Source organism: Mesorhizobium sp. Root157 (assembly GCF_001427385.1).
Classification (GTDB): Bacteria; Pseudomonadota; Alphaproteobacteria; order Rhizobiales; family Rhizobiaceae; genus Mesorhizobium.
Genome location: NZ_LMGJ01000001.1, coordinates 366,377 through 392,344, shown reverse-complemented (window position 1 = coordinate 392,344; position 25,968 = coordinate 366,377). Strand labels below are relative to the sequence as shown.

Annotated in this window: 23 protein-coding genes and 1 pseudogene; 9 read left to right on the top strand and 15 right to left on the bottom strand. The window is 62.6% G+C overall.

What is annotated here, in order from left to right:
* Window positions 1-7 precede the first annotated feature (7 nt).
* The gene (locus ASD64_RS01970) at window positions 8-1,069 is read right to left on the bottom strand and encodes a dipeptidase (RefSeq protein ID WP_056100216.1); all 1,062 of its coding nucleotides are present in this window, start codon (window positions 1,067-1,069) and stop codon (window positions 8-10) included.
* 266 nt (window positions 1,070-1,335) lie between these two features.
* Entirely contained in the window at window positions 1,336-1,953 is a 618-nt protein-coding gene (gene phaR, locus ASD64_RS01965) for a polyhydroxyalkanoate synthesis repressor PhaR (protein ID WP_056100213.1), read from the bottom strand.
* A gap of 285 nt (window positions 1,954-2,238) precedes the next feature.
* Here phaR and ASD64_RS01960 point away from each other — a divergent pair, with 285 nt between their 5' ends.
* Window positions 2,239-3,426 (top strand): acetyl-CoA C-acetyltransferase, encoded by a 1,188-nt coding sequence (locus tag ASD64_RS01960; protein WP_056099815.1) that lies wholly within the window; start codon window positions 2,239-2,241, stop codon window positions 3,424-3,426.
* A 116-nt stretch (window positions 3,427-3,542) separates the two neighbouring features.
* On the top strand, window positions 3,543-4,268 hold the full coding sequence (gene phbB, locus ASD64_RS01955; RefSeq protein ID WP_056099812.1) for an acetoacetyl-CoA reductase: 726 nt from the start codon (window positions 3,543-3,545) through the stop codon (window positions 4,266-4,268).
* 118 nt (window positions 4,269-4,386) lie between these two features.
* Here phbB and ASD64_RS01950 read toward each other — a convergent pair whose 3' ends face one another.
* The 3 genes from ASD64_RS01950 to ASD64_RS01940 form a co-directional block, all read right to left on the bottom strand.
* Window positions 4,387-4,746: a DUF1850 domain-containing protein gene (locus tag ASD64_RS01950; RefSeq protein WP_056099810.1), complete on the bottom strand. Its 360-nt coding sequence runs from the start codon at window positions 4,744-4,746 to the stop codon at window positions 4,387-4,389.
* The gene (locus tag ASD64_RS01945) at window positions 4,743-6,863 is read right to left on the bottom strand and encodes a TRAP transporter permease (RefSeq protein ID WP_082549811.1); all 2,121 of its coding nucleotides are present in this window, start codon (window positions 6,861-6,863) and stop codon (window positions 4,743-4,745) included. Before ASD64_RS01945 ends, ASD64_RS01950 begins: the two co-directional genes overlap by 4 nt.
* 239 nt (window positions 6,864-7,102) lie before the next feature.
* Window positions 7,103-8,062, bottom strand: coding sequence for a TAXI family TRAP transporter solute-binding subunit (locus ASD64_RS01940; protein WP_056100207.1), 960 nt, complete (start codon window positions 8,060-8,062; stop codon window positions 7,103-7,105).
* A 267-nt stretch (window positions 8,063-8,329) separates the two neighbouring features.
* Between ASD64_RS01940 and ASD64_RS01935 the strand changes: the two are divergent.
* Window positions 8,330-8,596: pseudogene (locus ASD64_RS01935) on the top strand (glycine zipper domain-containing protein); the annotation flags it as partial.
* Between the two features lie 361 nt (window positions 8,597-8,957).
* Here the strand turns inward: ASD64_RS01935 and rpsP are convergent.
* The 5 genes from rpsP to ASD64_RS01910 all read right to left on the bottom strand — a co-directional run bounded on the left by rpsP (window position 8,958) and on the right by ASD64_RS01910 (window position 13,240).
* Window positions 8,958-9,359 carry a 30S ribosomal protein S16 gene (rpsP, locus tag ASD64_RS01930; RefSeq protein ID WP_056099807.1) on the bottom strand — a complete coding sequence of 134 codons (402 nt, stop codon included), beginning with the start codon at window positions 9,357-9,359 and terminating at the stop codon, window positions 8,958-8,960.
* Window positions 9,360-9,409: 50 nt separating this feature from the next.
* Window positions 9,410-9,736 carry a chorismate mutase gene (locus ASD64_RS01925; RefSeq protein WP_056099798.1) on the bottom strand — a complete coding sequence of 109 codons (327 nt, stop codon included), beginning with the start codon at window positions 9,734-9,736 and terminating at the stop codon, window positions 9,410-9,412.
* Window positions 9,737-9,743: 7 nt separating this feature from the next.
* Entirely contained in the window at window positions 9,744-11,306 is a 1,563-nt protein-coding gene (ffh, locus tag ASD64_RS01920) for a signal recognition particle protein (RefSeq protein WP_056099795.1), read from the bottom strand.
* A gap of 253 nt (window positions 11,307-11,559) precedes the next feature.
* Window positions 11,560-12,543: a CPBP family intramembrane glutamic endopeptidase gene (locus ASD64_RS01915; protein WP_056099793.1), complete on the bottom strand. Its 984-nt coding sequence runs from the start codon at window positions 12,541-12,543 to the stop codon at window positions 11,560-11,562.
* Window positions 12,544-12,640: 97 nt separating this feature from the next.
* The gene (locus ASD64_RS01910; protein WP_056099790.1) at window positions 12,641-13,240 is read right to left on the bottom strand and encodes a DUF1236 domain-containing protein; all 600 of its coding nucleotides are present in this window, start codon (window positions 13,238-13,240) and stop codon (window positions 12,641-12,643) included.
* 250 nt (window positions 13,241-13,490) lie between these two features.
* On the opposite strand from ASD64_RS01910, the gene ASD64_RS01905 reads away from it, so the two are divergent.
* Window positions 13,491-14,306, top strand: coding sequence for a lytic transglycosylase domain-containing protein (locus ASD64_RS01905; RefSeq protein ID WP_056099787.1), 816 nt, complete (start codon window positions 13,491-13,493; stop codon window positions 14,304-14,306).
* 131 nt (window positions 14,307-14,437) lie between these two features.
* Here the strand turns inward: ASD64_RS01905 and ASD64_RS01900 are convergent, their stop codons facing one another.
* The 5 genes from ASD64_RS01900 to tlpA form a co-directional block, all read right to left on the bottom strand.
* Entirely contained in the window at window positions 14,438-15,496 is a 1,059-nt protein-coding gene (locus tag ASD64_RS01900; RefSeq protein ID WP_056099785.1) for a sn-glycerol-3-phosphate import ATP-binding protein UgpC, read from the bottom strand.
* 6 nt (window positions 15,497-15,502) lie between these two features.
* Complete coding sequence (gene ugpE / locus ASD64_RS01895; protein ID WP_056099783.1) at window positions 15,503-16,351, bottom strand: sn-glycerol-3-phosphate ABC transporter permease UgpE; 849 nt, start codon at window positions 16,349-16,351, stop codon at window positions 15,503-15,505.
* 6 nt (window positions 16,352-16,357) lie between these two features.
* Complete coding sequence (gene ugpA / locus ASD64_RS01890; protein WP_056099780.1) at window positions 16,358-17,242, bottom strand: sn-glycerol-3-phosphate ABC transporter permease UgpA; 885 nt, start codon at window positions 17,240-17,242, stop codon at window positions 16,358-16,360.
* A 178-nt stretch (window positions 17,243-17,420) separates the two neighbouring features.
* A complete protein-coding gene (gene ugpB, locus ASD64_RS01885) occupies window positions 17,421-18,728 on the bottom strand; it encodes a sn-glycerol-3-phosphate ABC transporter substrate-binding protein UgpB (RefSeq protein ID WP_056099777.1) in 1,308 nt (435 codons plus the stop codon).
* 227 nt (window positions 18,729-18,955) lie between these two features.
* Window positions 18,956-19,636 (bottom strand): thiol:disulfide interchange protein TlpA, encoded by a 681-nt coding sequence (gene tlpA, locus ASD64_RS01880; protein WP_056099774.1) that lies wholly within the window; start codon window positions 19,634-19,636, stop codon window positions 18,956-18,958.
* Between the two features lie 34 nt (window positions 19,637-19,670).
* Here tlpA and argH point away from each other — a divergent pair, with 34 nt between their 5' ends.
* The 5 genes from argH (at window position 19,671) to ASD64_RS01855 (ending at window position 25,733) form a co-directional block, all read left to right on the top strand.
* The gene (argH, locus tag ASD64_RS01875) at window positions 19,671-21,071 is read left to right on the top strand and encodes an argininosuccinate lyase (RefSeq protein ID WP_056099772.1); all 1,401 of its coding nucleotides are present in this window, start codon (window positions 19,671-19,673) and stop codon (window positions 21,069-21,071) included.
* A 67-nt stretch (window positions 21,072-21,138) separates the two neighbouring features.
* Complete coding sequence (locus ASD64_RS01870) at window positions 21,139-21,345, top strand: hypothetical protein (protein WP_056099769.1); 207 nt, start codon at window positions 21,139-21,141, stop codon at window positions 21,343-21,345.
* A 19-nt stretch (window positions 21,346-21,364) separates the two neighbouring features.
* On the top strand, window positions 21,365-22,630 hold the full coding sequence (gene lysA, locus ASD64_RS01865; protein ID WP_056099767.1) for a diaminopimelate decarboxylase: 1,266 nt from the start codon (window positions 21,365-21,367) through the stop codon (window positions 22,628-22,630).
* Window positions 22,631-22,752: 122 nt separating this feature from the next.
* Window positions 22,753-25,323: a TIGR02302 family protein gene (locus ASD64_RS01860; protein WP_056099764.1), complete on the top strand. Its 2,571-nt coding sequence runs from the start codon at window positions 22,753-22,755 to the stop codon at window positions 25,321-25,323.
* Window positions 25,324-25,358: 35 nt separating this feature from the next.
* On the top strand, window positions 25,359-25,733 hold the full coding sequence (locus ASD64_RS01855) for a glyoxalase superfamily protein (protein ID WP_056099762.1): 375 nt from the start codon (window positions 25,359-25,361) through the stop codon (window positions 25,731-25,733).
* The last annotated feature ends 235 nt before the right edge of the window (window positions 25,734-25,968 follow it).

Genomic DNA, 25,968 nt, shown 5'->3' with positions numbered 1-25,968 from the left:
GGTCGGTTCAGGACCCCAGCGTCCGTTCCAGCACGTTGACCCAGTTCTTCCAGGCGATCTTCTCGATCAGTTCGCGCCCATAGCCGCGTTTTTCGAATGCTGCGATCAGCTTCGGCAGGCCGGCGACATCGTCGATCCCGGAAGGAACCGGCGCGCCGTCGAAATCCGAGCCCAGGCCGACGCCGTCCTCACCCAGAGCTTCCAGCAGCGCGTCGATGTGCCGGACCATCGTGTCGAGATCGGCATCTCCTCCCCGCTGCCCCTTCGGATTCAGGAATCCGACGGCGAAGTTCAGCCCGACCATGCCTTTGGAGTCGCGGATGGCGCCCAGTTGCCAGTCGGTCAGGTTGCGGGCACTGGCGCAAATCGCATGCACGTTGGAATGGGTGGCGACAAGCGGCGCGTCGCTCAACGCCGCCACATCGCGAAAACCCTTCTCGTTGAGATGCGACAGGTCGATCATCACCTTGAGCCGGTTGCAGGCCTTGACCAGCGCCTTGCCGGCATCGGTCAGGCCGGGGCCGGTGTCCGGCGAGGATGGAAAGCGAAACGGGACGCCGTGGCCGAAGGCGTTGGGACGGCTCCAGACGATGCCCAGCGAACGCAGGCCGGCAGCGTAGAGCACGTCGAGCATGGCAAGATCGGTGCCGATCGCTTCCGCGCCTTCGATATGGAAGACGGCGGCAAGCGAACCCTTCGCCATCGCCGTGCGGATATCGGAAGCGCTGCGGCACACGGTCAGCGCGCCGGCGCGTTCCAGCCGAAACAGGATGGATGCCATGCCAAGCGTCGAAGCCCGGGCTTCCTCCATGGAAAGCTCGGGAGCCATCGGCTCGTTGGGACCCGGCATGGGCGCTGCGTCGCGTTTCTTTTTCTCGACCGGCGGCGGAAAGATGGCGAACATGCCACCTGCGAATCCGCCCTTTCGCGCCCGCGGCAGGTCGATATGCCAGTTCGCCGGGCTGCCATCGATGAACAGTTTTTCCCTGTCGGCGTCCGGCTCGCCATAAAGCTTCAGCAGCGTGTCGTTATGGCCGTCGAAAACCGGGACAAGCGTTTGGTCTGTCATCATGGCACCGTTCGGATTCGTTGAAAGAGGCCGACGACGAGGATGCCGACCACCGGGAATAGCTTGTTTAGGCAACAGGAGCCGTCGCCGCAAATGCCAGCATGCTATTACCTCTTATGGCTGGGGAGCGCGTGATGCTGCAGGCAGGCGTGCCGGAATCGGCCGAGACCGGTGTCGCGCCCCCCGATCTCGGCGCAGGGGCAGGCGTCCGGCTTGATAAGCCGCCCTGTTTGCCGAGAGGGGCCAGCCGGCGCTCGGCCGCGCCGTTACGACAAGGTGTCGAGCTTGCGCTGCATTGCAGCGATCTGTTCCTTGAGGTCCTGCAGGTCGCCTCCCTTTTCGGAAGTCTCCTTGCCGGTTGGCGCAGTCTCGGATGATGCAGGAGCGGCTTGTGCTGCACCTGCGGCCGGGAACGGCGTGAACATGCGCATGGCGTTCTGGAACATCTCCATGTTGCGGCGCGTCTGTTCCTCCAGCGCCTTCATCGGCGTCGTCATGTTCATGACGTCGATGGGCGATTTGCCGACGGTGCCTTTCATCTGTTCGCGGAAACGTTCCTGTTCCTTCGAAAACGCAATCATCGATTGCTCGAGGAAGGAGGGCACGATCATCTGCATCTGGTCGCCATAGAAAGCGATGAGCTGTCGAAGGAAGGAAATGGGCAGCATGTTCTGCCCCTCCTTGTTCTCAAGCTCGAAAATGATCTGGGTGAGCACGGGATGGGTGATGTCATCCCCGCTCTTGGCATCCTGGACGGTGAACTCTTCGCCCTTCTTGACCATGTCGGCGAGGTCTTCGAGCGTGACGTAGGTGCTCGTGCCGGTGTTGTAGAGGCGGCGATTGGCATATTTCTTGATCACCACCGGTCCGTCTTTCGCGGCCATCAGCATCCTCCCCAGAAAGCCCCGGCTTGCTTGGTAAGTCACCGGTTACTAATTTGCCTGTCGGTCAGGATATGCGCAAAATGTCCGCAACTCCAAGCGGTTTGTGCAGTGCGGAAGGAATAGGCTCGCTTTCGGCACTGCAAAATGCTGCGCAGCATTGCCAAACCGGCCCTTGGCAAGAAGTCGAAGCCGTCGATTTCCGGTTTGACTCAGGTTCTGGAAAGGGCAACAAAAGTCACTACAACCTTATCGTGAACCTATTTTCCGCAGAGTCTGGAGAAGAAAATGTCCGCTTCCAACGCCATCGTTGTCGCCAGCGCCGCACGCACGCCGGTCGGCTCCTTCAACGGCGCCTTCGCCAACACGCCGGCGCACGAACTGGGCGCCGCCGTCATCAAGGAAGCGTTGAGCCGCGCTGGCGTCGATGCCAAGGAAGTCGATGAGGTGATTCTCGGCCAGATATTGACGGCTGCGCAGGGCCAGAACCCGGCCCGCCAGGCGGCGATGGCAGCCGGTATCCCGCAAGAGGCGACCGCATGGGGGCTCAACCAGCTTTGCGGCTCCGGCCTCAGGACCATCGCCATCGGCATGCAGCAGATCGCGCAGGGCGATGCCAGCATCATCGTTGCCGGCGGCCAGGAATCGATGTCGATGGCGCCGCACGCCCAGCATTTGCGCGGCGGCACCAAGATGGGCGACCTCAAGCTGATCGACACCATGATCAAGGACGGCCTGACCGATGCCTTCTACGGCTATCACATGGGCAATACCGCCGAGAACGTCGCCCGCCAGTGGCAATTGACCCGCGACGACCAGGACAAGTTCGCCGTCGCTTCGCAAAACAAGGCCGAGGCCGCGCAAAAGGCCGGCAAGTTCAAGGACGAGATCGTTCCGTTCACCGTCAAGGGCCGCAAGGGCGACACCATTGTCGACCAGGACGAGTATATCCGCCACGGCGCGACGCTGGATGGCATGACCAAGCTGAAGCCGGCTTTCGACAAGGAAGGCACGGTTACGGCGGGCAACGCTTCCGGTATCAACGATGGTGCAGCAGCCGTCGTGCTGATGACGGAGGCCGAGGCGGCGCGCCGCGGGCTCACGCCGCTGGTGCGCATCGTGTCCTGGGCAACCGCCGGCGTCGATCCGCAGATCATGGGCACCGGCCCGATCCCGTCATCGCGCAAGGCGCTGCAGAAGGCCGGCTGGTCGGTCGGCGATCTCGATCTCGTCGAAGCCAACGAGGCGTTCGCCGCGCAGGCTTGCGCCGTCAACAAGGATATGGGCTGGGACCCGTCGATCGTCAACGTCAATGGCGGCGCCATCGCCATCGGCCATCCGGTCGGGGCGTCGGGCGCGCGCATCTTCAACACGCTGGTGTTCGAGATGAAGCGCCGCGGCGCCAGGAAGGGCCTTGCCACGCTGTGCATCGGCGGCGGCATGGGGGTTGCCATGTGCGTTGAGGCAATGAACTAGGCTGCTGCCGCGGCGAGTGGCGGCGACGGCAAGACGGACGACTGGCTCGACGCCAGTCCGCATTGCCGCTGCTCCGCGCATCAGCTTTCTCTGTCATTCACTGGAGGAGGACTGGAATGAGCAAAGTGGCAATCGTGACCGGCGGTTCGCGCGGCATCGGGGCGGCGATATCGGTCGGCCTGAAGAATGCCGGCTATAAAGTTGCGGCCATTTATGCCGGCAATGACGAGGCCGCGCAGAAGTTCAAGGCCGAGACCGGCATTCCCGTCTACAAATGGTCGGTCGCCGACTACGATGCCTGTGCGGCCGGGATCAAGCAGGTCGAGGCCGATCTCGGGCCGGTGGGGGTCCTGGTCAACAATGCCGGCATCACCCGGGACGCCATGTTCCACAAGATGACGCCCCAGCAGTGGAGCGAGGTGATCGGCACCAACCTCAGCGGCGTGTTCAACATGACGCATCCGCTGTGGAGCGGCATGCGCGACCGCAAGTTCGGCCGCATCATCACCATTTCCTCGATCAACGGGCAGAAAGGGCAGGCCGGCCAGGTCAATTACTCGGCCTCGAAGGCCGGCGATATCGGCTTCACCAAGGCCCTGGCGCAGGAAGGCGCGCGCGCCGGCATCACCGTCAACGTCATTTGCCCGGGCTATATCGCTACCGACATGGTCAAGGCCATCGACGAGAAGGTGCTCAACGAGCGCATCATTCCGCAAATTCCGGTCGGCCGCCTGGGCGAGCCGGAAGAAATCGCGCGGTGCGTCGCCTTCCTGGCTTCCGAGGAAGCCGGCTTCATCACCGGTTCGACGATTTCGGCCAATGGCGGCCAGTATTTCGCCTGACCTTTTCGTGCTGTTTTCCCAAGGGCGGCTCGGACACAACCGGGCCGCCTTTCTGTTTGCCGGCAAGCGTTTCCATCAGACCGCCAGTTGCAGCCCTGGCCGCAACCGGCGAGGCAACTCACTCGCAGTAGTGAAGAATGATGGCGTCGTCCCGTTGGCTGCCAAGGGTCTGGCAGGCGCCGTTTGCGCAAAGCGTCCAGCCGGCCCCGGTGGCGCCGGATGCAGCCAGGGCGACCGATGGTTGCGGCGGCACGTTGGGGCGATAGATCCACCAGCCGTCCCTGAACACTGAGTCGGGCGGCGGCTCCATGCCGGCGCCTGATCCCTCGACGCGGGCTTCGACCACCTGAAGGCCCGAGGGGCCGACCCGCCAGCTTTCCTCCCACCGGCTTTTCTGTACCGAGTGCGTCCACGAAAGCGTAAAGGCGGTCGCGGCTATCATCGTCGTCTTGCCGGCCGCAAGGATGCACAGGCTCAACGGCCGGATCCCGTCTGCGGGCGGCGTGCGCGGGCATTCCAGACATGCCAGCCGATCCAGGCCGCCGCCAGCAGCCAGCCGGCCTCGTCCGTCATGGGAAGCGCCAGCACCAGCAGCAGTCCTGCGGCGAATGCGACAAGCCGTTCCCACCAAGCCATCGGCGCGACAAGGAAGCCGACGACCACGGTTCCCCACAGCACGATTCCGAGGCACGCCTTGGTGACGAGGTAGATGACCTCGCCTGGATAGGTGAGGTAGGCCGACAGCGGCCCGGCATCCTGGAGCATCAGCGCCGGCGTATAGACGGCCATGAACGGCACGACGAAGCCGGCAATCGCCAGTTTGACCGCTTGAACGCCAATCTTGAGGCCGGATTCCTTGGCCATCGGCGCGGCAGCGAAGGCGGCCAGCGCCACCGGTGGCGTCAGGTCGGCCATGATGCCGAAATAGAACACGAACATGTGGCTGACGATGAGCGGTACGCCCAATTGCAGCAACGCAGGCCCGGCGAGCGAAGAGGTGATGATGTAGTTGGGAATGGTAGGGATGCCCATGCCGAGGATGAGGCATGTGATCATCGTCAGCACCAGCGACAGGAACAGGTTGTTCTGGCCGATCGCGATCACCCATGAGATGAAGGTGGAGGCTATGCCGGTGAGCGTCAGCGTACCGATGATCACGCCCACTATGGCGCAGGCAATTCCCACCGGCAGTGCGTTGCGTGCGCCTTCCGCCAAAGCTTCGACACACAGCGACAGGGTTTCGCGTCCGCCCCTGAAGGCGACACAGGCGCCGATGAGCAGCACAAGCACGATCGCCAGTATATTGACCCCATACTCCAGGAAGGCGGCCGAGCCGATGCCGAGCGCGATCCAGAACACCACCCGGAAGGCCATCGGGCCGATCAGCGCCGCCAAAGGCGTTCCCAGCACCAGCACGATCGTCAGGGCCAGGCCCATCGTGCCGGCGAAAATCGGCGTATAGCCGGCAAACAGCAGGTAGACGAGGACGGCAAGCGGCATGACCAGCATCCAGTGCTGGCGTATCGCCTGCCACGGATTGGGCAGCGATGCCTTGTCCATGCCGCTGAGGCCGGCCTTTCCTGCCTCGAGATACACCATCCAGAAGCAGGCGCCGAAATAGAGGAATGCCGGGATGAGGGCCGCCTTGACGATGTCGGAATAGGGCACGTTGAGCGTTTCGGCCATGATGAAGGCGACCGCGCCCATCACCGGCGGCATGATCTGGCCGCCCATGGAGGAGGTCGCTTCGACGCCGCCGGCAAAGGCCGAGCGGAATCCGAAGCGCTTCATCAATGGGATGGTGAACTGCCCGCTGGCGACGACGTTGGCGACGCCCGATCCGGAAATCGTGCCCATCAGGGCCGAGGAAAGCACGCAGACCTGGGCCGGCCCGCCACGCCAGCTGCCAACCATGCCGAGCGCGACGTCGTTGAACAGCGCGATCATGCCGGCGCGTTCGAGAAAGGAGGCGAACACCACGAAGATGAAGATGTAGGCCGCCGATACATAGACCGGCGTGCCATAGATGCCTTCCGTCCCGTAGGCAAAGTTGTCGATGATCTGGGCGAAGTCGTAGCCGCGATGGATGAAGGGCGGCGGCAGATAGTTGCCGAAGAAACAGTAGGCGAGGAATATGCCGGCGATGACGGTCAGCGGCAGTCCCATGATCCGCCGCGAGCCCTCGAAAACCAGCAGGATGAACACGACGCCGATCACCAGGTCAGGTGCCGTCAGGAAGCCGCTGCGGCGCACGAGATCGAAGTAGAAAACCCAGTGGTAGAGGCCGGTGATGAAGCCCAGAATGCCGAGCACCCAAAACCATGTCTTGGCGACCCTGGACGTGGCTTTGAGATTGGCGATCAGTGCAAAGCCCAGCAACAGCAGGAAGCCGACATGCATGGCGCGCACAATCTGGCTGGCCAGGCTGCCATAGGCCGCGACCCATAGCTGGAACAATGAAAAGGCGACCGCGATGCCGAACGCCGCGCGGCCTGCCAGCCCCTCGCCGAAGCCAGGCGGCAGGCCCTCGATCGGAGTTTCCTGAATGGGTGGCGGCTCGTTCGGCGAAATCGCCGCGAAGCTCCCGTCGCTCATGCCCGGCTTCCCCTGCTGTCAGCTGATGTTCAGAGCTTATGCCCGATAGTGGAACCGGCCCGAGGACGGTTCGTTTTTATGGAATCGGCGAAGGGTTCTCTTTGGTCCCGCAATCGCTGAGGGAAAATCTGTCCATTTTCCCGGAACCGCTTTCGAAGAAAGTCCAACACCCGAACAGATGAGATGGAGCGGCGCAACGGAAGATTCGCCGCTCCAGGCTCATGACCGGTTCAGGGGCTTTACTTGATCAGCCCTATTTCCTTGTAGTAGCGCTCCGCACCGGGATGCAGGGGAATCGGCAAGCCCTCGACAGCCTTGGCAGGGTCGATGCCCTTGGCTGCGGCATGCGCTGCAATCAACTGGTCGAGATGCTCGAACAGAAGCTTGGTCATCTGGTAGGCTGTTTCATCGGAAACGCCTTCGCGCGTCACCAGGATGTTGCCGACAGCGGCGGTCGGCACGTCTTCGGCCTGCCCCTCGTAGGTTCCCTTGGGGATGATGGTCGCGACATAGGGCGCGCCGATCTTGGTGACCTCGTCAGCCGGCACGGCGACGATGTTGATGGGCAGGGCGGTCGAAAGATCGCGCAGCGATGCCACGCCGAGGCCAGCCGATTGCAGCGTTGCATCGAGCTGGCGATTTTTCATCAGTTCCACGGAATCGCCAAACGGCAGATACTCCACCTTGCCGAGGTCGGTATAGCTCATCCCGGACGCTTCGAAGATGGCCCGGGCGTTGAGTTCGGTTCCCGAAGCAGGCGCGCCCACCGAAAGGCTCTTGCCCTTGAGGTCGGACAGGGTTTTCACACCGGACTCTTGCGTGGCCACGATCTGGATATAGTTGGGATAGATGGCGGCGATGGCGCGCAATTTATCGAGCTTGCCGGGAAATCCGGCCTCGGTATTGCCTTGCCATGCGAATTGCACCGAATCGCCGAGCGAGAAGGCGATCTCGCCCTTGCCCTGCTGAAGCAGGTTTAGGTTCTCCACGGATGCCTTGGTCGCCTGGACCTGGACGTGGGCCCCTTCCATGTTCTTGCCGTAGATCTCCGAAAGCGCGACGCCGAGCGGGTAATAGACACCGCTCGTTCCGCCGGTCAGCACGTTGACGAATTCGTCCGCCCGCACGGAAAGTGCGGCGAGGCTGGTCGACACGGCTACCGCGCCAGCGAGCAACAGCTTGGAATAATGGAGCTTCATGCAGTCCTCCCTTGAATGCAGCCCGTCAAGCATGCGGGCCAGACAGCAGAATGCTTGATAAAACCGCCGACAGGAATAGGAAATCCGTCTAGGCCTGCCCTGGCATGCTTCGGCAAAGACTGATCGGCGGCCGGTTTTCGGGCCCGGTTCCTGAAATAACTGCTGGAATCATCGCCCTCGATTGGCCTTGTTCGGATCGAATCCTCGTTTCGTTCGTTATGGGCGTGGCGGCGAGGATGGATATTCCGCTTGCGAGAGGTAAGTCCGATGAAGAAGTTAGTTGTGTTGATGGCATTGCTTTTGCCGCTCGGCGCCTGTTCCCAGACCGAGCAGGGCGCGGCGATCGGCGGCCTGGGCGGCGCGGCGATCGGCAGTGCCGTGGCATCACCCGGCAATCGGGCGGAAGGAGCGCTCGTCGGTGGCGCGGTGGGCGCCGTGGCCGGTGCCCTGATCGGCCAGGCCAACGAGCCGAACAGGTGCCGTTACCGAGACCGCTATGGCCGGGTCTATGTGGCGGCCTGCCCTCGGGACTACAATGATCGCTATTATTCGAGCCGCTATAACGACCGCCGTTATCCAGCCCGGTACGACGATCGCTATGATCCGTACTACTGATTTGGTTCGTCACTACGATCTAATGCATGTCGCCGGTTTCGGGACAGCGGCATGCATAAAAACAAATACTTAGAGCGCGCCGGCGAATTTGAAAGATCGCGACGCGCTCTGAAGAATCGGACCGGAAAGCGTGCTCGGTTTTCGGATTGTTGCGATGCTCAATCAAAGTGCTGGAGCAGGCAAGTGTTGGAGCAGGCAAGTGTTGGAGCAGGTCGCTTGAGACAGCAAAGCCACTCCAACCGATCGGCAGGCGTGGCTTTGCTTCATTGAGCGCGGTATTTTACTCGGCGGTCGCTTCCGCAGGAGCCTCGGCAGGCGCAGAGGCAGCGGCAAGCGCGGCTGCGGCTTCCTCTTGTGCCTTCTTCAGCAGGGCGTCGCGTTCCTGGGCCTTCTTGCCGGGGAGCGCCTTGGTCGGATTGCTGCGGACTTCACGCTTGGCCAGACCAGCCTGGTCGAGGAAGCGGGCGACGCGGTCGGTCGGCACCGCTCCGTGGCCCAGCCAATGCTTGACGCGATCGGCGTCGATCTTGATGCGGTCGCCATCCTTCGGCAGCAGCGGGTTCCAGGCGCCGATCGCTTCGATGAAGCGGCCGTCGCGCGGCGAGCGCACGTCGGCAACGACGATGTGGTAGTAAGGACGCTTCTTCGAGCCCGCGCGGGCCAGTCTGATCTTCAGTGCCATTTCTTTCTCCTAAAAGCTCTGGTTTCTCGTTGGTCGGTTGCGGCCGGTCTTCAGCCGTTTTGAGTTGCGCCGTTCGCGGCGGCGATCTGTTCGTGGTGGCGGATCACCTCGCGAACGACGAAATTCTGGAATTTTTCCGCGAAATCCGGATCGAGGTTGGCTTCCTTGGCGAGCCGGCGTAACCGCTCGATCTGCTCGGCTTCCCGCGTCGGATCCGCCGGCGGCAGGCCATGCGTGGCCTTGAGCACGCCGACAGCCTTGGTGCAGCGGAAGCGCTCGGCCAGCGTGTGGATGAGGATCGCATCGAGATTGTCGATCGAGGCGCGGTATTCGGCGAGCATTTTCCTCGCCACGGACGTATCCTGTTCTTCGTTCATCGCGTCCTCACTTCTTCTTGCCGAGGCCGGGCAGCCCTGGAAGTCCGCCGCCTGGAAGGCCCGGCAACCCGCCACCGCCAAGGCCGGGCAATCCGCCTGGCATGCCTTTGGGCAGGCCCTTGCCGAAACCAGCCGCCTCGGCCTGCTTCTTGAGCGCCTCAATCTGCTTGGGATCCATCTTCGACAGATCCGGCATGCCGCCCATGCCGCCAAGCCCCATCTTCGAAGCGAGCCCGCCCATCATGGAGCGCATCATGCCGCCGCCTTTGCCCTTGCCGCCCATGGCCTTCATCATGTCGGCCATGCCGCGATGCATCTTGAGCAACTTGTTGATCTCGGCCGCATCGGTGCCGGAACCGGCAGCGATACGCTTCTTGCGGCTGTGCTTGAGCATATCGGGATTGGCGCGCTCGGCCCTGGTCATCGAAGAGATGATGGCGAGCTGGCGCCCGAACATCTTGTCGTCGAGGCCGGCCGCGGCCATCTGGTCCTTCATCTTGCCCATGCCGGGCATCATGCCCATGATGCCGCCCATGCCGCCCATTTTCGACATCTGCTGCAACTGTCCGGCAAGGTCGTTGAGGTCGAACTTGCCCGACTGCATCTTTTTCGCCATCGCCGCCGCCTGTTCGGCGTCGATGTTTTCGGCGGCTTTTTCCACCAGCGAGACGATGTCGCCCATGCCGAGGATGCGGTCGGCGATGCGCTTGGGATAGAACTCCTCCAGCGCATCCATCTTTTCGCCGGTGCCGATCAGCTTGATCGGCTTGCCGGTGACGGCGCGCATGGAAAGGGCGGCGCCGCCGCGGCCGTCGCCGTCCATGCGGGTCAGCACAAGGCCGGTGATGCCGACGCGCTCATCGAAACTCTTGGCCAGATTGACGGCGTCCTGGCCGGTCAGCGAATCGGCGACCAGCAGGATTTCGTGCGGTGCGGACATCTTCTTGATGTCCGCCATCTCGACCATCAGCGGCTCGTCGATATGGGTGCGGCCTGCGGTATCGAGGATGACAACGTCATGGCCGCCGAGCTTGGCGGCCTGCACGGCGCGCTTGGCGATGTCGACCGGCGTCTGGCCGGCGATGACCGGCAAGGTGGCGACCTTCGTCTGCTCGCCCAACTGGCGCAACTGCTCCTGCGCGGCGGGACGGCGCGTGTCGAGCGAGGCCATCAGAACCTTCTTGTTCTGGCGGTCGGTCAGGCGCTTGGCGATCTTGGCGGAGGTGGTGGTCTTGCCCGATCCTTGCAGGCCGACCATCATGATGACGACCGGGGCGGGCGCGTTGAGGTCGATGGCCACGCCCTCGGCGCCGAGCATCTCGACCAGTTCGTCGTGGACGATCTTGACGACCATCTGGCCGGGCTTGATCGACTTCAGCACGTCGGCGCCAACGGCCTTGTCGCGCACCTTGTCGGTGAAGGAGCGCACCACTTCCAGCGCCACGTCGGCTTCCAGCAGCGCGCGGCGCACTTCGCGAAGTGCTGCGGCGACATCAGCCTCCGACAGCGCGCCACGGCCGGTCAGGCCGTTCAGAATGGAACCAAGCCGTTCTTGTAAGCTCTCGAACATTCTTTTCCCTTTTTCCCAGGCACCCGGATGATGCCGGAAAGGTAGTGCGTCTGCGCCAAGCGTCCAAGCAAAACCATCGGGCAAAAAACCCAAAGCCAAAAAGCACCCGGGGGCGCATTGCGCTGCCGGGTGTTGGCCTCCAGGATCGATTTACGGCGTTCACCTCAAGAGAGGCTTCGCGTCCCGGTCGGCTTGCTCGGAGAAAAACTCGTCGCGGAATTTGCGCGCTGTAGACAGGAAAATTACGCCAGAGTCAAGCTGGCGCTGACGATGCGCCCTGTTCGCCTGCCGGCGCAAGGTCAGGTGCGACCCGCAGGAACGACCGGGGATGCACCAGCAAAAGCAGCGTCAGCGCGCTTGAGATGATGCCGATCGCGGTGATGAGCAACGCGTCGCTGGAGCCCCAACCGGGACCTTCCAGGGGAGCCGCCGTGAACAGGGCGAAGGCATTGTAGCTTTCCTGATGCGAGATCAGCAGGAATCCGAACAGGTTGTTGCCGAGGTGGGCGCCGAACGCCGCGCCGAGATTGCCGGTCGCGTAGACAAGGACCATCAGCACCAGCGCGAACGCGCCGATGGCGCCAAGGCCGGCCATGTTCATCGAAGAGTTTGTTGTCGGGCTCCAGTGCAGCGACGTGAACACGACAAGCGGCAACAGGCCCCAGATCACCGGACTGCGAAACAGCTTGGCAAGCCCGCGTGGCAGGTAGCCGCGAAACAGCAGTTCCTCCGATGACGTCTGCACAAAGGTCAGAAGGCAGATCGGAACGAGGAAAAGCAGCCAGGAGCCGATGGGGATCGATCCACGCCCGATCTCGGGCCGCAGCAGGTAAAGCAGCACTTCCGACAAAAGCGAGGTGATGACGACGGCAACAAAGCCCTTGAGGAAAGCGTCGCGGGAAATGCGGCGGCTGTTGCCGAACAATGCGGTGATCCGTTCGCGGTGCACCCACCTCATGGCGATCCAGACGCCGAGCCAGATACCGGCGAAGGACAGAAGCGCGGTGAGGATGCCTGCCGGCGACGCCATGAAGCTTTCCATGACGTTCGGCCTCACGGCTTCGCCGGCATCGGCCGATTGCGTGGCGTGGATATAGGCGCCGGCCGCAACCATGATCAAAGTCGAGCTCGCCCAGGCGACCATGACGATCGCTACGCCCAGGATGATGCGCAGGAGCGTCGTTTTGTCGTTCGGAGAACGCCGGTATCGTTCAAAGGCCTGGGAATTGAACAGCACGCATCACCCTGCATTGTGTTGGCAGGTATGACTAGCGCATGCGCCGCCAAAGTTGAATTCACTTCGGCGACGCAGTTGTCGACAGGGTAAACGGTGTTCAGCGAACCATGTAGACGATACGGCGGGTTGCCGGATCGACGAGGGCCGGCTGGCCGTTCACGTAAACGTAGCGGTAGTCGTAGTCCGGAATTTCGCCAAGCATGACGGTATCCGGCAATGACGAGCCCGTGACCACCTCGCCCTCAAGATAGACCGGCTCCAGCGTGTTCTCGCTGATATAGGTGCGAACCGCGTCAGGCGGGGCGTCGATCACGTCGATCGGCTCGCCCGGAACAATGGCGGCCGTATAGCTGGACGGATACCGGTCGAGGTCGGCCGGTGGCGGGACAATGGTGATGCCGGCGTCAGGCGGCCGCTGGGTCACAACCAGACGGGTGCTGCCAAATTCGGCGGTCACATAGTCGGAGTAGACCCACCCCTGCCCGCCGGCTTCGGCGATCGTGCACCATTTCGAATTCTCGAGGCATCCCGTGAGCGTTGCCGGCTGGCCAACCTTCAGGACGCCGATCACCGGATATTGCGGGCCCGGACCTGCGCGCACATTGAGGTCGGCGACCGCGGAAACCGAAGTGTCGGCAAGTGCTGCACCTGAAGAAAGGGCAAGTGCGGCGGCAATCGGCAGCAAGAGCAGTTTCATGGTTTCTCTCCGTTTTTGCACCACCCCTCAGGGCAAGGAACGGAGGGAGCTAGCATTAGTTCCAGCTAATCCATCTTGGCATGCCTCACGAATTGTTAAGCCCGGTGGCCGGCCCGTTGCCACATTTAGAGCGTGTTCATGGGACACAGAGCCGCCTTCCCGAAGGGCTGCAGCCAAAGGGCGATGACAAACGCGAGTTTCACTGGCAAATTCGCGTCAAGGATGTGATTCAGGCAATCAGGAGACGAATATGGCAGTTCTTGCCAAAGGACGGGTTTTTGCTGCGGCCACGCTGGCGGCGCTGATGATGGCCACCGGGGCGCAAGCCGCGGGCCAGTGCGGCAAGGACGGCAGCGGCTTCGCCGCCTGGACCGAGGCCTACAAGGCGGACGCGCAGGCACGTGGCATCGACACCCGGCCGATGCAAGGCGTGAAGTACGACACCGGCGTCATCAAGATCGACCGCAGCCAGCACAAGGCGTTCAAGGGAACGGTCGAGCAGTTCCTGGCCCGCCGCGCCCCCGCCTCCTATGTCAGCAAGGCCAAGGGCTATATGAAGTCGCAGGCCGGCCTGCTTCGAAAGATCGAGGCGCAATTCGGCGTGCAGCCTGAAGTCCTGCTGGCGATCTGGGGCATGGAGACAGGCTTTGGGGCCAATTCCGGCAACAAGAGCGTGTTCGGCCCGCTGGCCACGCTCGCCTATGACTGCCGCCGTTCGGAATTCTTCACCAACGAACTGGATTCAGCCCTTGAGATCGCCCAGAAGGGCTACATTTCCGCGGCACAGATGCGCGGCGCCGGTTTTGGCGAACTCGGCCAGACGCAGTTCCTGCCTTCCAAATATCTGCAGTTCGCGGTCGACTTCGATGGCGACGGCCGCCGCGACCTAATCCATTCCCGCGCCGACGTTCTCGCATCGACCGCCAATTTCCTGCGCGGCCATGGCTGGAGCGCGGGCGGCGGCTATAGGCCGGGCGAAGCCAATTATGGCGTCTGGAACGACTGGAACCGGGCGACCATCTACCAGAAGGCGCTGGCCGAGTTCGCGCACCGCATCGCCAACTGATGCATGTCGCCCGAAAGTGGGAACCGGTTTCGGGATAACGACATGCATAAAGACAAATACTTAGAGCGCGCCGGCGAATCTGAAAGATCGTAACGCGCTCTAACTCGCCTCGAGAGCTGGGAATGCGGGTTTCAGACCCGCTTTCCCGATGCGTCGAACCAGTGAATCTTGTCCGAATTGGCTGCTACGGCGAGCTTGTCGCCGGGCTTGGCTGTAGCGCGGCCGGAAACACGCACCAGGATCCGGCTGCCGGCTGCCGCGCAATGCAGGAAGCTCTCGGCGCCGACCGGCTCCACCGCCTCGACAACGGCAGGCAGGACGAAACCGCCCTGCTTGGCATCCGGGGGCAAGACAAGTGCATCCTCAGGCCGGAAACCGAGCGTCGTGGCCGCTGCTGGAGGTTCGACGCCGAGTTTCGCGCCATCGGCCAGGTGCGGTTGCCCGCCATCGCGTCCCAGAGCCATCAAGTTCATCGGCGGCGCGCCGATGAAGGAAGCCACGAAAGTTGAGGCCGGCTTCTCATAGATGTCCAGCGGAGCGCCCATCTGCTCGACGAGGCCGGCATTCATGACGACGAGGATGTCGGCCAGCGTCATCGCCTCAAGCTGGTCGTGGGTGACATAGACCGAGGTCACGCCAAGGCTGCGCTGCAGGTTCTTGATCTCGACCCGCATCTGGCCGCGCAGCTTGGCGTCGAGATTGGAAAGCGGCTCATCGAACAGGAACACCTTCGGGTTGCGCACGATGGCGCGACCCATGGCGACGCGCTGGCGCTGGCCGCCGGACAATTCACGCGGCCGGCGATCCAGCAAATGGTCGAGTTCGAGCACCTTGGCCGTCGAGCGGACGCGGCTGTCGATCTCCGCTTTCGGCGTGCCGCGGTTGCGCAAGCCGTAGGCCATGTTGTCGTAGACCTTCATGTGCGGATAGAGCGCGTAGTTCTGGAACACCATGGCGATGTCGCGATCGGTCGGGCTGATCTCATTGACCACCTTGCCGTCGATGGAGACGGTCCCCGACGATATGGCCTCCAGCCCCGCGATCATGCGCAACAGCGTGGACTTGCCGCAGCCGGAAGGGCCGACCAGCACGCACAGTTCCTTGTCCGGAATGGCGATGCTGACGCCCTTCACGGCCTCGATGCCGCCGGCATAGACCTTCTTCACATCCTTCAGATCGACGGTTGCCATAAATGCTTACTTCTCCGATTCGACCAGGCCGCGCACGAACCATCGCTGCATGGCCACGACAACGAGGATCGGCGGCACGATGGCGAGCATCGCCGTCACCATGACCAGGTGCCATTGCGTATCGGCGTCGGCAAACGACACCATTTTGCGCAGCGCGATGACGATGGTGTTCATGTCGTTGTGGTTGGTGACCAGAAGCGGCCACAGATATTGCGTCCAGCCGTAGATGAAGAGGATGACGAACAGGGCCGCGATGTTGGTGCGTGACAGCGGCAATAGGATATCGAAGAAAAAGCGCCACGGACCGGCGCCGTCGACACGCGCCGCCTCGACCAGTTCGCCGGGAATGGTCATGAAGAATTGCCGGAACAGCAGCGTTGCCGTTGCCGAGGCAATCAGGGGCACGATCAGCCCGGCATAGGTGTCGATGAGGCCGAGATCGACCATCACCTTGTAGGTGGGCAGGATGCGAACCTCGACCGGCAGCATCAGCGTGATGAAGATCAGCCAGAAAAACACCATCCGGAGCGGAAAGCGGAAGAAGACGATGGCGTAGGCCGACAGGATCGAGATGCAGATCTTGCCGACGGCAATGCCGAGCGCCATCACCGTGGTATTGAGCAGGAGCACATCGACGCCGACGCCGCCGATGCGGTTGACGCCTCCCGTCAGGGCCTCCGAATAGTTGTTCCAGAACTCGCCGCCGGGCAGGAGCGGCAAGGGCGGCCGCAGGATCGTCTGCAACGTATGGGTCGACGCGACGAAGGTATAGTAGATCGGGAACGCGACGATCAGGATGCCGAGAAGCAGGACGGCGTGGGCGATGAAGGTGCGCGTCGACGATGAGCCGATCATTTGATCTCACCCATAATGCACCTTCTTCTCCACGTACCGGAACTGGACGGCGGTAAGGGCGATGACGATGACCATCAAGATCACCGATTGCGCCGCGGAATCGCCGAGGATCAGATTGACGAAGCCGTCATTGTAGACCTTGTAGACCAGCGTTTCCGTGGACTTGCCCGGCCCGCCCCCGGTAACGGCATGAATGATGCCGAAGGTGTCGAAAAAGGCGTAGGTCGTGTTGATGACCAGCAGGAAGAACGTCGTCGGCGCCAGCAGCGGAAAGATGATCGTCCAGAAGCGCTTGGTCTCGCCGGCGCCATCGATCGCCGCAGCCTCGATCAGGGTCTTGGGAATGGCCTGCAGCCCGGCGACGAAGAACAGGAAATTGTAGCTGATCTGCTTCCACGCGGCGGCGGTGACGACAAGCATCATGGCGTCGGTGCCGTTCAGCAGCGGATCCCAGGCAAAGCCCGCCTTGCGCAGCAACACGGCAAGCGTTCCGATCGACGGATTGAACATGAACAGAAACAGCATGCCGGCAATGGCCGGCGCGACTGCGTAGGGCCAGATCATCAAGGTGCGGTAGATGCCTTTGCCGCGCACCACCTTGTCGGCCATGACCGCCAGCAGCAACGCGACGCTCATCGCCACGATCGCCGTGGCAAGCGAAAATACCGTCGTGACCTTGATGGAATTCATGTAGGCGGGGTCTGAGAGTACTTTCTCGAAATTGGCGAACCAGACGAATTTCGATCTCAGCCCAAACGGATCCTCCTTCAGCATCGACTGGTAGAGCGCTTGCCCGGCCGGCCAGTAGAAGAAGACGAGCGTGATGGCGAGTTGCGGCGCCACCAGAAGATAGGGAAGAACCCTGTTGGGGAAGACGACGCGCGGGGTCATGCGAAGCGCACCCCTCGCACAGGCGTCACTCCAAGCCCGCCCCTGCCGCGACACGAACTCCCTGTAAAAAGGAGATGAATTTCGCCGAGCAAAACACCTAACCTCTCCCCCCGGCGGGGAGAGAGGCTTGGTACGGTGCGAACCGGAAGAGTTTTAACGGTGGGCAAGGTCAACGAGATCAGTTGCCCATCGCGTCCTTGATTGCCGCATCGCCACGCTTGACGGCGTTGTCGAGCGCCTGCTGCGCGGTCTGCTGGCCGGCAAGCATCTTCTCGAATTCCTCGTTCTCGATATCGCGAACCTGCGGCAGGTTGGCGAGGCGGACACCCTTCGAATTCGCGGTCGGCGCCTTGCCCATCATCTGCAGGATCGGCGTTTCGCGGCCGGGGTTCTCATCGTAGAAGCCCGACTTCTTGGTCGCCTCATAGGCTGCCAGCGTGACCGGCAGGTAGCCTGACTTCTGGTGCAGATATTCCTGCACCTCGGTCTTCGACAGATAGTCGAAGAAGGCCGCGACGCCCTTGTACTGCTCGTCCGTCTTGCCGGCCATCACCCACAGGCTGGCGCCACCGGGAATGGTGTTCTGCGGGCCCTTGGCGTCGGTGTCATAAGGCAATTGGCCGATGCCATAGTTCATGCCGGACTTGACGATGTCGCCAAGCCCGCCCGAAGATTCGGTGAAGATACCGCATTCGCCGGCGAGGAAGATCTGCTTGGCCTCGGAGGTGCGCCCGCCATATTTGAAGGTGCCGTCCTTGGCGAGGTCGGCGATGGCCTGGAAGTGATTGACGAAGATCGGCGCATTGATCTTGAGCTCGACCTCGCCGCCGGCGAGGCCGTTCTCGTTGGTGCCGTAGGAAACGTCGTTCCATGCGGCGAAGTTCTCAAGGTGGATCCAGGTCAGCCAGGTCGACGTGTAGCCGCATGCGGCCGCACCGCTGGACTTGATCTTCTTGGCAGCGTCCCAGACCTCGTTCCAGGTCTTGGGCGGGTTGTCCACGTCCAGGCCGGCTTTCTTGAAGATATCCTTGTTGTAGTACAGGATCGGCGAGGACGAGTTGTAGGGGAACGACAGCATGGTGCCGTCCGGCTTCGAGTAATAGGCGACGATGCCGGGAAGATACTGGCTCTTGTCGAATTTCAGGCCGGCCCCCTCGAGCACTTCGGCGACGGGCTTGATGGCGCCTTCGGCGGCCATCATGACACCGGTGCCGACATCGAAGACCTGGAGGATATCGGGCGACTGGCCAGCGCGAAACGCGGCAATGCCAGCATTCAATGCTTCGGGATAGGTGCCCTTGAACACCGGAACGATTTCATAGTCGCTCTGGCTGGCGTTGAAATCCTTGGAAATCTTGTCGACGACCTCGGCATTGGCGCCGGTCATCGCATGCCACCAGCTGATCTCGGTGACGGCGAAGGCCGATGTGGTTGAAAACAAGGTAAGGGTGGCGGCCACACCGGCCGCGAAGCCGTGAAACTTCATGTTTCTCTCCCGGTTTGTCATTGGCGAAATGGGTTCGCTGCGGGAGTATCGGTGCATTGTGACAGTAGCACAATAGTTTTGTTACGCGCTCGTGAATTTTCACCCTTATTTCACATTGGTTTCGTTTGGTTCGCTTGGGAATCGACCTCTTACGCGAGCCAACGGACGCGAAGAACTGCTGTCCCAAGCGTCATCGACTGCGGCGAACTTGCGTGATCGTCGGGGGGTTACGGCCTCAGCGCCGTTTCGATCAGTTTTTTTGCATCCGCGCCGGACCATTCGGCCGGCCCGTTCATGTGGGCGACAAGGCAACCTTCGGCATCGATCAGCATGGTGACCGGAAGGCCGAGCGCGAGGCCGCGTTGCTTGACGTCGTTGAACAGCGCCAGCGAATGGTCGCTGTAGTAGCGCAGGTCCCGGACGCCGATTTCCTCGAGGAACGCTTTCGGCTTGGCGTCGTCGCCGGTATCGACGTTGACGGCAACGACCTCGAACCGGTCGCCGCCCATCTCTTTTTGCAACGCGTCCAGCGCCGGCATCTCGGCACGGCATGGCGCGCACCACGTCGCCCACAGATTGAGCAGCACCGTCTTGCCCGCATGTCCGGCAAGACCGAGCGGCTTGCCGTCCGGCCCGTCAAAGGCAAGCGACTTGAGCGATTGCGGCGGGTCGGCCGGCAGCAATGCGGCGACCTCGCCCGTTGCCGCGGCCGCAATGGTCTTGGCGCGGTCGACCTTGGCGGCGCAAACGGCATCCTCGGTCGACTGGGCCGCCACCTGGCCTTGCGGTGCGTTGTTGCCAGCAAGCCCGCCGCTGACATATACCGCGACGGCGCCAGCCACTACGCCTGCGGCGAGAGCCGCCAGGATCAGGCGCGTGGTGGGAAAGAGTTTTCTGCCGTCTGCCATATTTCGAACTGCTCCGGGACACGGGTTTATAGCGATGAGTGACAAGAAGGCCAGCAACCAGATGTGGGGCGGACGTTTTGCCTCGGGTCCCGCAGCGGTCATGGAAGCGATCAACGCCTCCATCGGCTTCGACCGCAAACTTTACGCGCAAGACATCCGCGGCTCCATCGCCCACAGTGAGATGCTGGCGAAAACCGGCATCATTTCGGCGGCCGATCAAGAAAAGATCGCTGACGGCCTGACCACGATCCTGAAAGAGATCGAGGCGGGAAAGTTCGAGTTCTCGACCCGGCTGGAAGACATCCACATGAATGTCGAGGCACGACTGGCCGAGATGATCGGTCCGGCAGCCGGGCGGCTGCACACCGCCCGCTCGCGCAACGACCAGGTCGCGGTCGATTTCCGGCTTTGGGTAAAGGACGAGTTCTTCCGGGTCACCGAAGCGCTCAAGGGTCTGATGGCCGCCTTCGTCGAGCGGGCCGAGGAACATGCCGCTACGGTGATGCCCGGCTTCACCCATCTCCAGACCGCGCAGCCGGTCACCTTCGGGCACCATTGCCTGGCCTATGTCGAGATGTTTGCCCGCGATCTTTCCAGGGTGCGCGACGCCATCGAACGCATGGACGAAAGCCCGCTGGGTGCCGCGGCCCTTGCAGGCACCGGCTTTCCCATCGACCGTCACATGACGGCAAGGGCGCTTGGCTTCCGCGAGCCGACCCGCAATTCGCTGGATAGCGTCTCCGACCGCGACTATGCGCTGGAGTTCCTGTCCGTCGCCGCCATCACGGCGACGCATCTTTCGAGGCTGGCAGAGGAGATCGTCATCTGGTCGACGCCGCAATTCGGTTTTGTGCGGCTTTCGGACAGCTATTCCACCGGCTCCTCGATCATGCCGCAAAAGAAGAACCCGGACGCGGCCGAACTGGTGCGGGCCAAGACCGGCCGCGTCAACGGCCATCTGATCGGCTTGCTGACGGTGATGAAGGGCCTGCCGCTCACCTATTCCAAGGACATGCAGGAAGACAAGGAAGCCGTCTTCGACGCCGCCGAGACGCTCGACCTCATGCTGGCGGCGATGACCGGCATGGTGCGCGACCTGACCGTCAATGCCGCCGCCATGAAGAAAGCCGCCGGCTCCGGCTATGCCACCGCCACCGACCTCGCCGACTGGCTGGTGCGCAGCCTCGGCATGCCGTTCCGCGAGGCCCACCATGTGACGGGCCGGGCCGTGGCGCTGGCGGAAGCAAACAAGGTCGGCCTCGAGAAATTGTCGCTGGAGGATTTGCGCTCTATCCATGCCGGCATAACCGAGGACATATTCTCGGTGCTGTCGGTGCACAATTCGGTGAAGAGCCGCGAGAGCTTCGGCGGCACCGCACCTTCCCAGGTGCGCCGGCAGGTGCGTTACTGGAAAAAGCGCCTTGCCAAGGCATGATGCCGGGGTGCAATGCGCGCAGAACTTGGCTAAAAGCGTCGTACGAAATGTACGGACGGGTGGATCGATGACCGCTGGCAGGATTTTGGTTACGCTTACGCTCCTTACGGCGATGGCCACGGTTGTCGCTTGTGGGCGCAAATCGGCTCTCGATACGCCCTATGACGCGGCCGTGCAGGCGCGAAAAGACGCCCAGAAAGCCAAGGAGCCGCTGCCGCCGGAACCGGCCAAGCCGGATACGGACAAGCCATTCATCCTCGACCCGTTGATTTGATCTCTCGGAACATACCCTCTTGAACCACTTTGATTATCGCGACGGCATTCTCCATGCCGAGAACGTGGCCATTCCCGAGATTGCGGCTCAGGTCGGCACGCCTTTCTACTGCTATTCCACGGCAACGCTGACGCGGCACTACCGGGTGTTCTCGCAGGCCTTTACCGGTCTCGACGCCCTGGTCTGCTATGCCATGAAGGCGAACTCCAACCAGGCCGTGCTGAAAACCCTGGCCAGGTTGGGCGCCGGCGCCGATGTGGTGTCGGAGGGCGAACTGCGCCGCGCGCTGGCGGCAGGCATCCCGGCGGACAAGATCCTGTTCTCCGGCATCGGCAAGACGGCGCAGGAAATGGATTTCGCGCTTGAGGCCGGCATATTGTGCTTCAACGTCGAATCCGAGCCGGAACTCGAACTGCTTTCGGCGCGTGCGACTGCGCTTGGCAAGATCGCGCCGGTTTCGCTGCGCATCAATCCGGACGTCGATGCCAAAACGCACAGGAAGATTTCGACCGGCAAGGCCGAGAACAAGTTCGGCATTGCCTGGCAGCGGGCGCGCGAAGTCTATGCGCGCGCGGCCCGGTTGCCGGGTCTGAAGGTGAAGGGCATCGACACCCATATCGGCAGCCAGATCACCGAACTCCAGCCTTTCGACGACGCCTTCGCACTGCTGGTCGACCTGATCGGCGCGTTGCGCGCCGACGGGCACGATATCAGCCATGTCGATCTCGGCGGCGGCCTTGGCATCCCCTATCGGTTCGACAACGATCCTCCGCCCTTGCCGGAAGCTTATGCGGCGGTGGTGCGCAAGCATGTCACGGCGCTGGGCATCAAGGTGATGTTCGAGCCCGGCCGGCTGATCGTCGGCAATGCCGGCATCCTCGTTTCGCAAGTGATCTTCGTGAAGGAAGGCGACGCCAAGAACTTCCTGATCGTCGATGCGGCCATGAACGACCTGATCCGTCCGACCCTCTATGACGCCTTCCACGACATCCGTCCGGTCGTCCAGCCGGCGCTGACCGCGCCGCGCATGACCGTCGATGTGGTCGGCCAGGTCTGCGAGACCGGCGATTTCCTTGGCCTCGACCGAGATCTGCCCCGTCTTCAGCTCGGCGACCTGATCGCCGTGGGCACCGCCGGCGCCTATGGGGCCGTGCAGGCCGGCACCTACAATAGCCGCCTTCTGGTGCCCGAAGTGCTGGTCGATGGCGATCGCTTCGCGGTTGTCAGGAAACGCCAGACCTATGACGAGTTGATCGGACTGGATTCCATCCCCGACTGGCTCTGACAAGCGTTCACGTTTTCGGGAAGCTGCCTCGCCTTTGCCGTGTTTGCTGCTATTGTTGCGACGTGAGGCCGCGCCATAGCAGCCAGACCCGGAAAGGCCCCCAGAAAGGCCCAGACAGGCCGATGACAGAGAAATCTGCCGAGAGCACGCACCGCAATCTGCCGGCAGGGCTGGCGCTGAGCCGCGCCGCCACGCGCCTTGCCATGATCATCGAGCGCGGCTGGCCGCTGGTCTTGCCGCTGGTGATCGTTGCCAGCCTGTTCGCCAGCCTGTCATGGTTCGGGCTGCTTGGACGAATGCCGGATGTGCCACGCCTTGTCCTGGTCGCGGCTTTCGGCATCACCGCTCTGGCTGCACTGTCTCCGCTGCGCCGCTTCCGCTTGCCCCTGGCCGCCGAGGTCGACCGGCGCATCGAAAGCGCGAACAAGCTGCTGCACAGCCCGGTGCTGGTCCAGACGGACCGGCCGAGCGGCAGGCAGACAGGTTTTGCCCAGGCGCTGTGGCTCGAACACCAGAAGCGCATGGCGGCAAAGCTTGGCCGATTGGGCGCCGACCTGCCGTCCGCCGGTATCCCTGACCGCGATCCCTGGGGCTTGCGTGCGCTGGCGGCGCTGGTGCTGGCCGTGGCCTTCGCCTTTTCCTTCGGCCCGCTTGGCGGCAGCCTCGCCGACGGCTTTCGGCCAAGCGCCCGGCAGGAGGCCATTGCGCCGCGTATCGACGCCTGGGTGACGCCGCCGGCATATACCGGCAAGGCTCCGATATTCCTCACCGCCGACACCAATCAGGCAACGGCAATGTTCACCGTGCCGCAGAACAGCGATCTGTCGCTGCGCGTCACGGGGGGAGCGGGCACGGAAACGCTGGCTTACCTGTCGGCAGATGGTGAAACGCGGGCTATCGAACCTTCCGGAGCAGAGGGTGGCGTGCCCGAGGCGCAACCGCAATCCGGATTGGTGGCGCTGCAATTCGCCAGCAAGCTCGTCGGTGACGGTCAACTCGTGCTGAAAGCGGGCGAGCAGGAAATCGGGCAGTGGGACTTCGCGGTCACGCCCGACAAACCGCCGACGATACGCTTTGCCGGCGAGCCAAGGCGGGCAGTCAACGGGTCGCTCGAACTGCACTACCAGATCGAGGACGACTATGGCGCGGCTTCGGCCATGAGCGAGTTCGCGCTGGCCGACGCTCCGGCGCCGAATGCCCGCCCGCTCTACGGTGCGCCGGACATGCCGTTGTCGCTGCCCCGGCGCGGCTCGAAGGCGAACGCGGCCAAGACCAGCAAGGACCTGACCGAACATGTCTGGGCCGGGAGCCCGATCAAGCTGACGCTGACGGCAACGGACGGTGCCGACCAGATCGGTCGCAGCGAAACCAGGACCATGGTCCTGCCGGAGCGGACCTTCACCAATCCGCTGGCGCGCGCGGTGATCGAGCAGCGCCGCCTGCTTGGGCTCGATGCCAATGCCAAGCCGCGTGTGCTCGATCTGATGGACGCCATTACGCTGCGCCCGGAAGATACGTTCGACAGCATGGCCCACTATCTTGCCATCATGAGCGCGCGCAGCCGCCTCAAGCTGGCCGGCAGCGACGACCAGCTTCGCGACGTGGTTTCCTATCTTTGGGAAGTGGCGCTCGGCATCGAGGAAGGCGACCTTTCGGCCGCCGAAAAGCGCCTGCGCCAGGCGCAGCAGGCCTTGCAGGACGCGTTGAAGAACGGCGCCAGCGATGAGGAAATCGAAAAGCTGATGCAGGAATTGCGTCAGGCGATGAACGAATTCCTGCGCGAATTCGCAGAGCGCAACCAGCAGAACCAGAACGCAATGCAGTTGCCGCCAAATGCGCAGGAACTGCGCCAGAGCGATCTGGAGCGACTGATGGACCAGATCGAGAATCTGGCCAGGTCCGGCAACCGTGACAGGGCGCAGGAACTGCTTTCGCAGTTGCAGGACATGATGAACAATCTGCAGGCAGGCAGGCAGGGACAACAGGGCCAGCAAAACAGCGAGCTTCGCCAGCAGATGGACAAGCTGGGCGAGATCATGCGGCGCCAGCAGGAGATGATGAACGAGACCTTCCGCATGGACCAGATGCAGCGTGGCGAAAATGGCGACGGGCAGATGGGCGAAGGCGAGCAAGACCAGCAAAGCCAGGACCAGCAAGGCCAAGGCCAGCAGGGCCAGCAAGGCCGTCCGATGACCCCTGAGGAGTTTGCCGAGGCGCTGAAGCAGTTGCAGCAAGGCCAGGGCCAGTTGCAAGGCGATCTGCAGCAACTGGGCAAGGATCTGGAAGGCATGGGCATGGAGCCCAATGAAGGCTTCGGCCAGGCGGGCCGCTCGATGGGCGATGCCCGGCAGTCGCTTGGACAAGGCGAAGGCGAGCGCGCGGTCGGCCATCAGGGCCGTGCGCTTGAAGCGCTGCGGCAAGGCGCCAAGGAAATGATGCAGCAATTGCAGGCGATGCAGGGCGATCAGGGGGGTAGCGAACAGGGCGGCCGCCAGCAGAACGCGGACCGCGATCCGCTGGGGCGTCCACGCGCCACGCAAGGGCCGGATTTCGGCGATTCGGTCAAGGTTCCGGACGAGATCGACGTGCAGCGGGCCCGCCAGATTCTCGAAGCCATCCGCAAGCGGCTCGGCAACGCTTTGTCGCCCGATGTCGAGCGCAGCTATCTTGAACGGCTGCTGGAACTGAAATAATTCTCACGCATGGTTTGTCGTCAAGGCGAAGAGCAATGCCCGAACTCGGAACCGTCACGCCGATCCTGCGCATGTTCGATATCGCCAAGGCGCGTGAATTCTATCTCGACTTCCTTGGTTTTCAGATCGACTTCGAGCATCGGTTTTCCGACAAGGCGCCGCTCTATCTGGGCATTGTTCGGGACGGCTGTGTCCTGCACTTGAGCGAACACCATGGCGACGGCAGCCCCGGAGCTGCGGTGCGCATTGAGGTTGCGGATATCGACGGGCTGCATCAGGAACTGATTGCCAGGCTCTACGCCTATGCGAGGCCCGGTCTCGAACACACGCCTTGGAACACGCGTGAAATCACGGTGATCGATCCTTTCGGCAACCGCCTGACGTTTTTCGAGACGGCGTCCAGCGATTGACGAAGGCCTCGCGGCGGCCTCTCCGTCACCGTCGATGAGGTCGCGTCAAGCCGTGGATCGATCCATCCACCCGCCGTTCCTACCCCATCGCCAACTCATTGTTTCCAATCACCTCCCGCAAAAACCTCTCACCACCCTTTTCCACGCCCTCTCAACCTCTTCCATAATCCGTGCCATCGCTTCTGCGGGAAACTCGGTGCGCACCGGGTATCGAGGGGAAGCGTCGGTGCCGGAT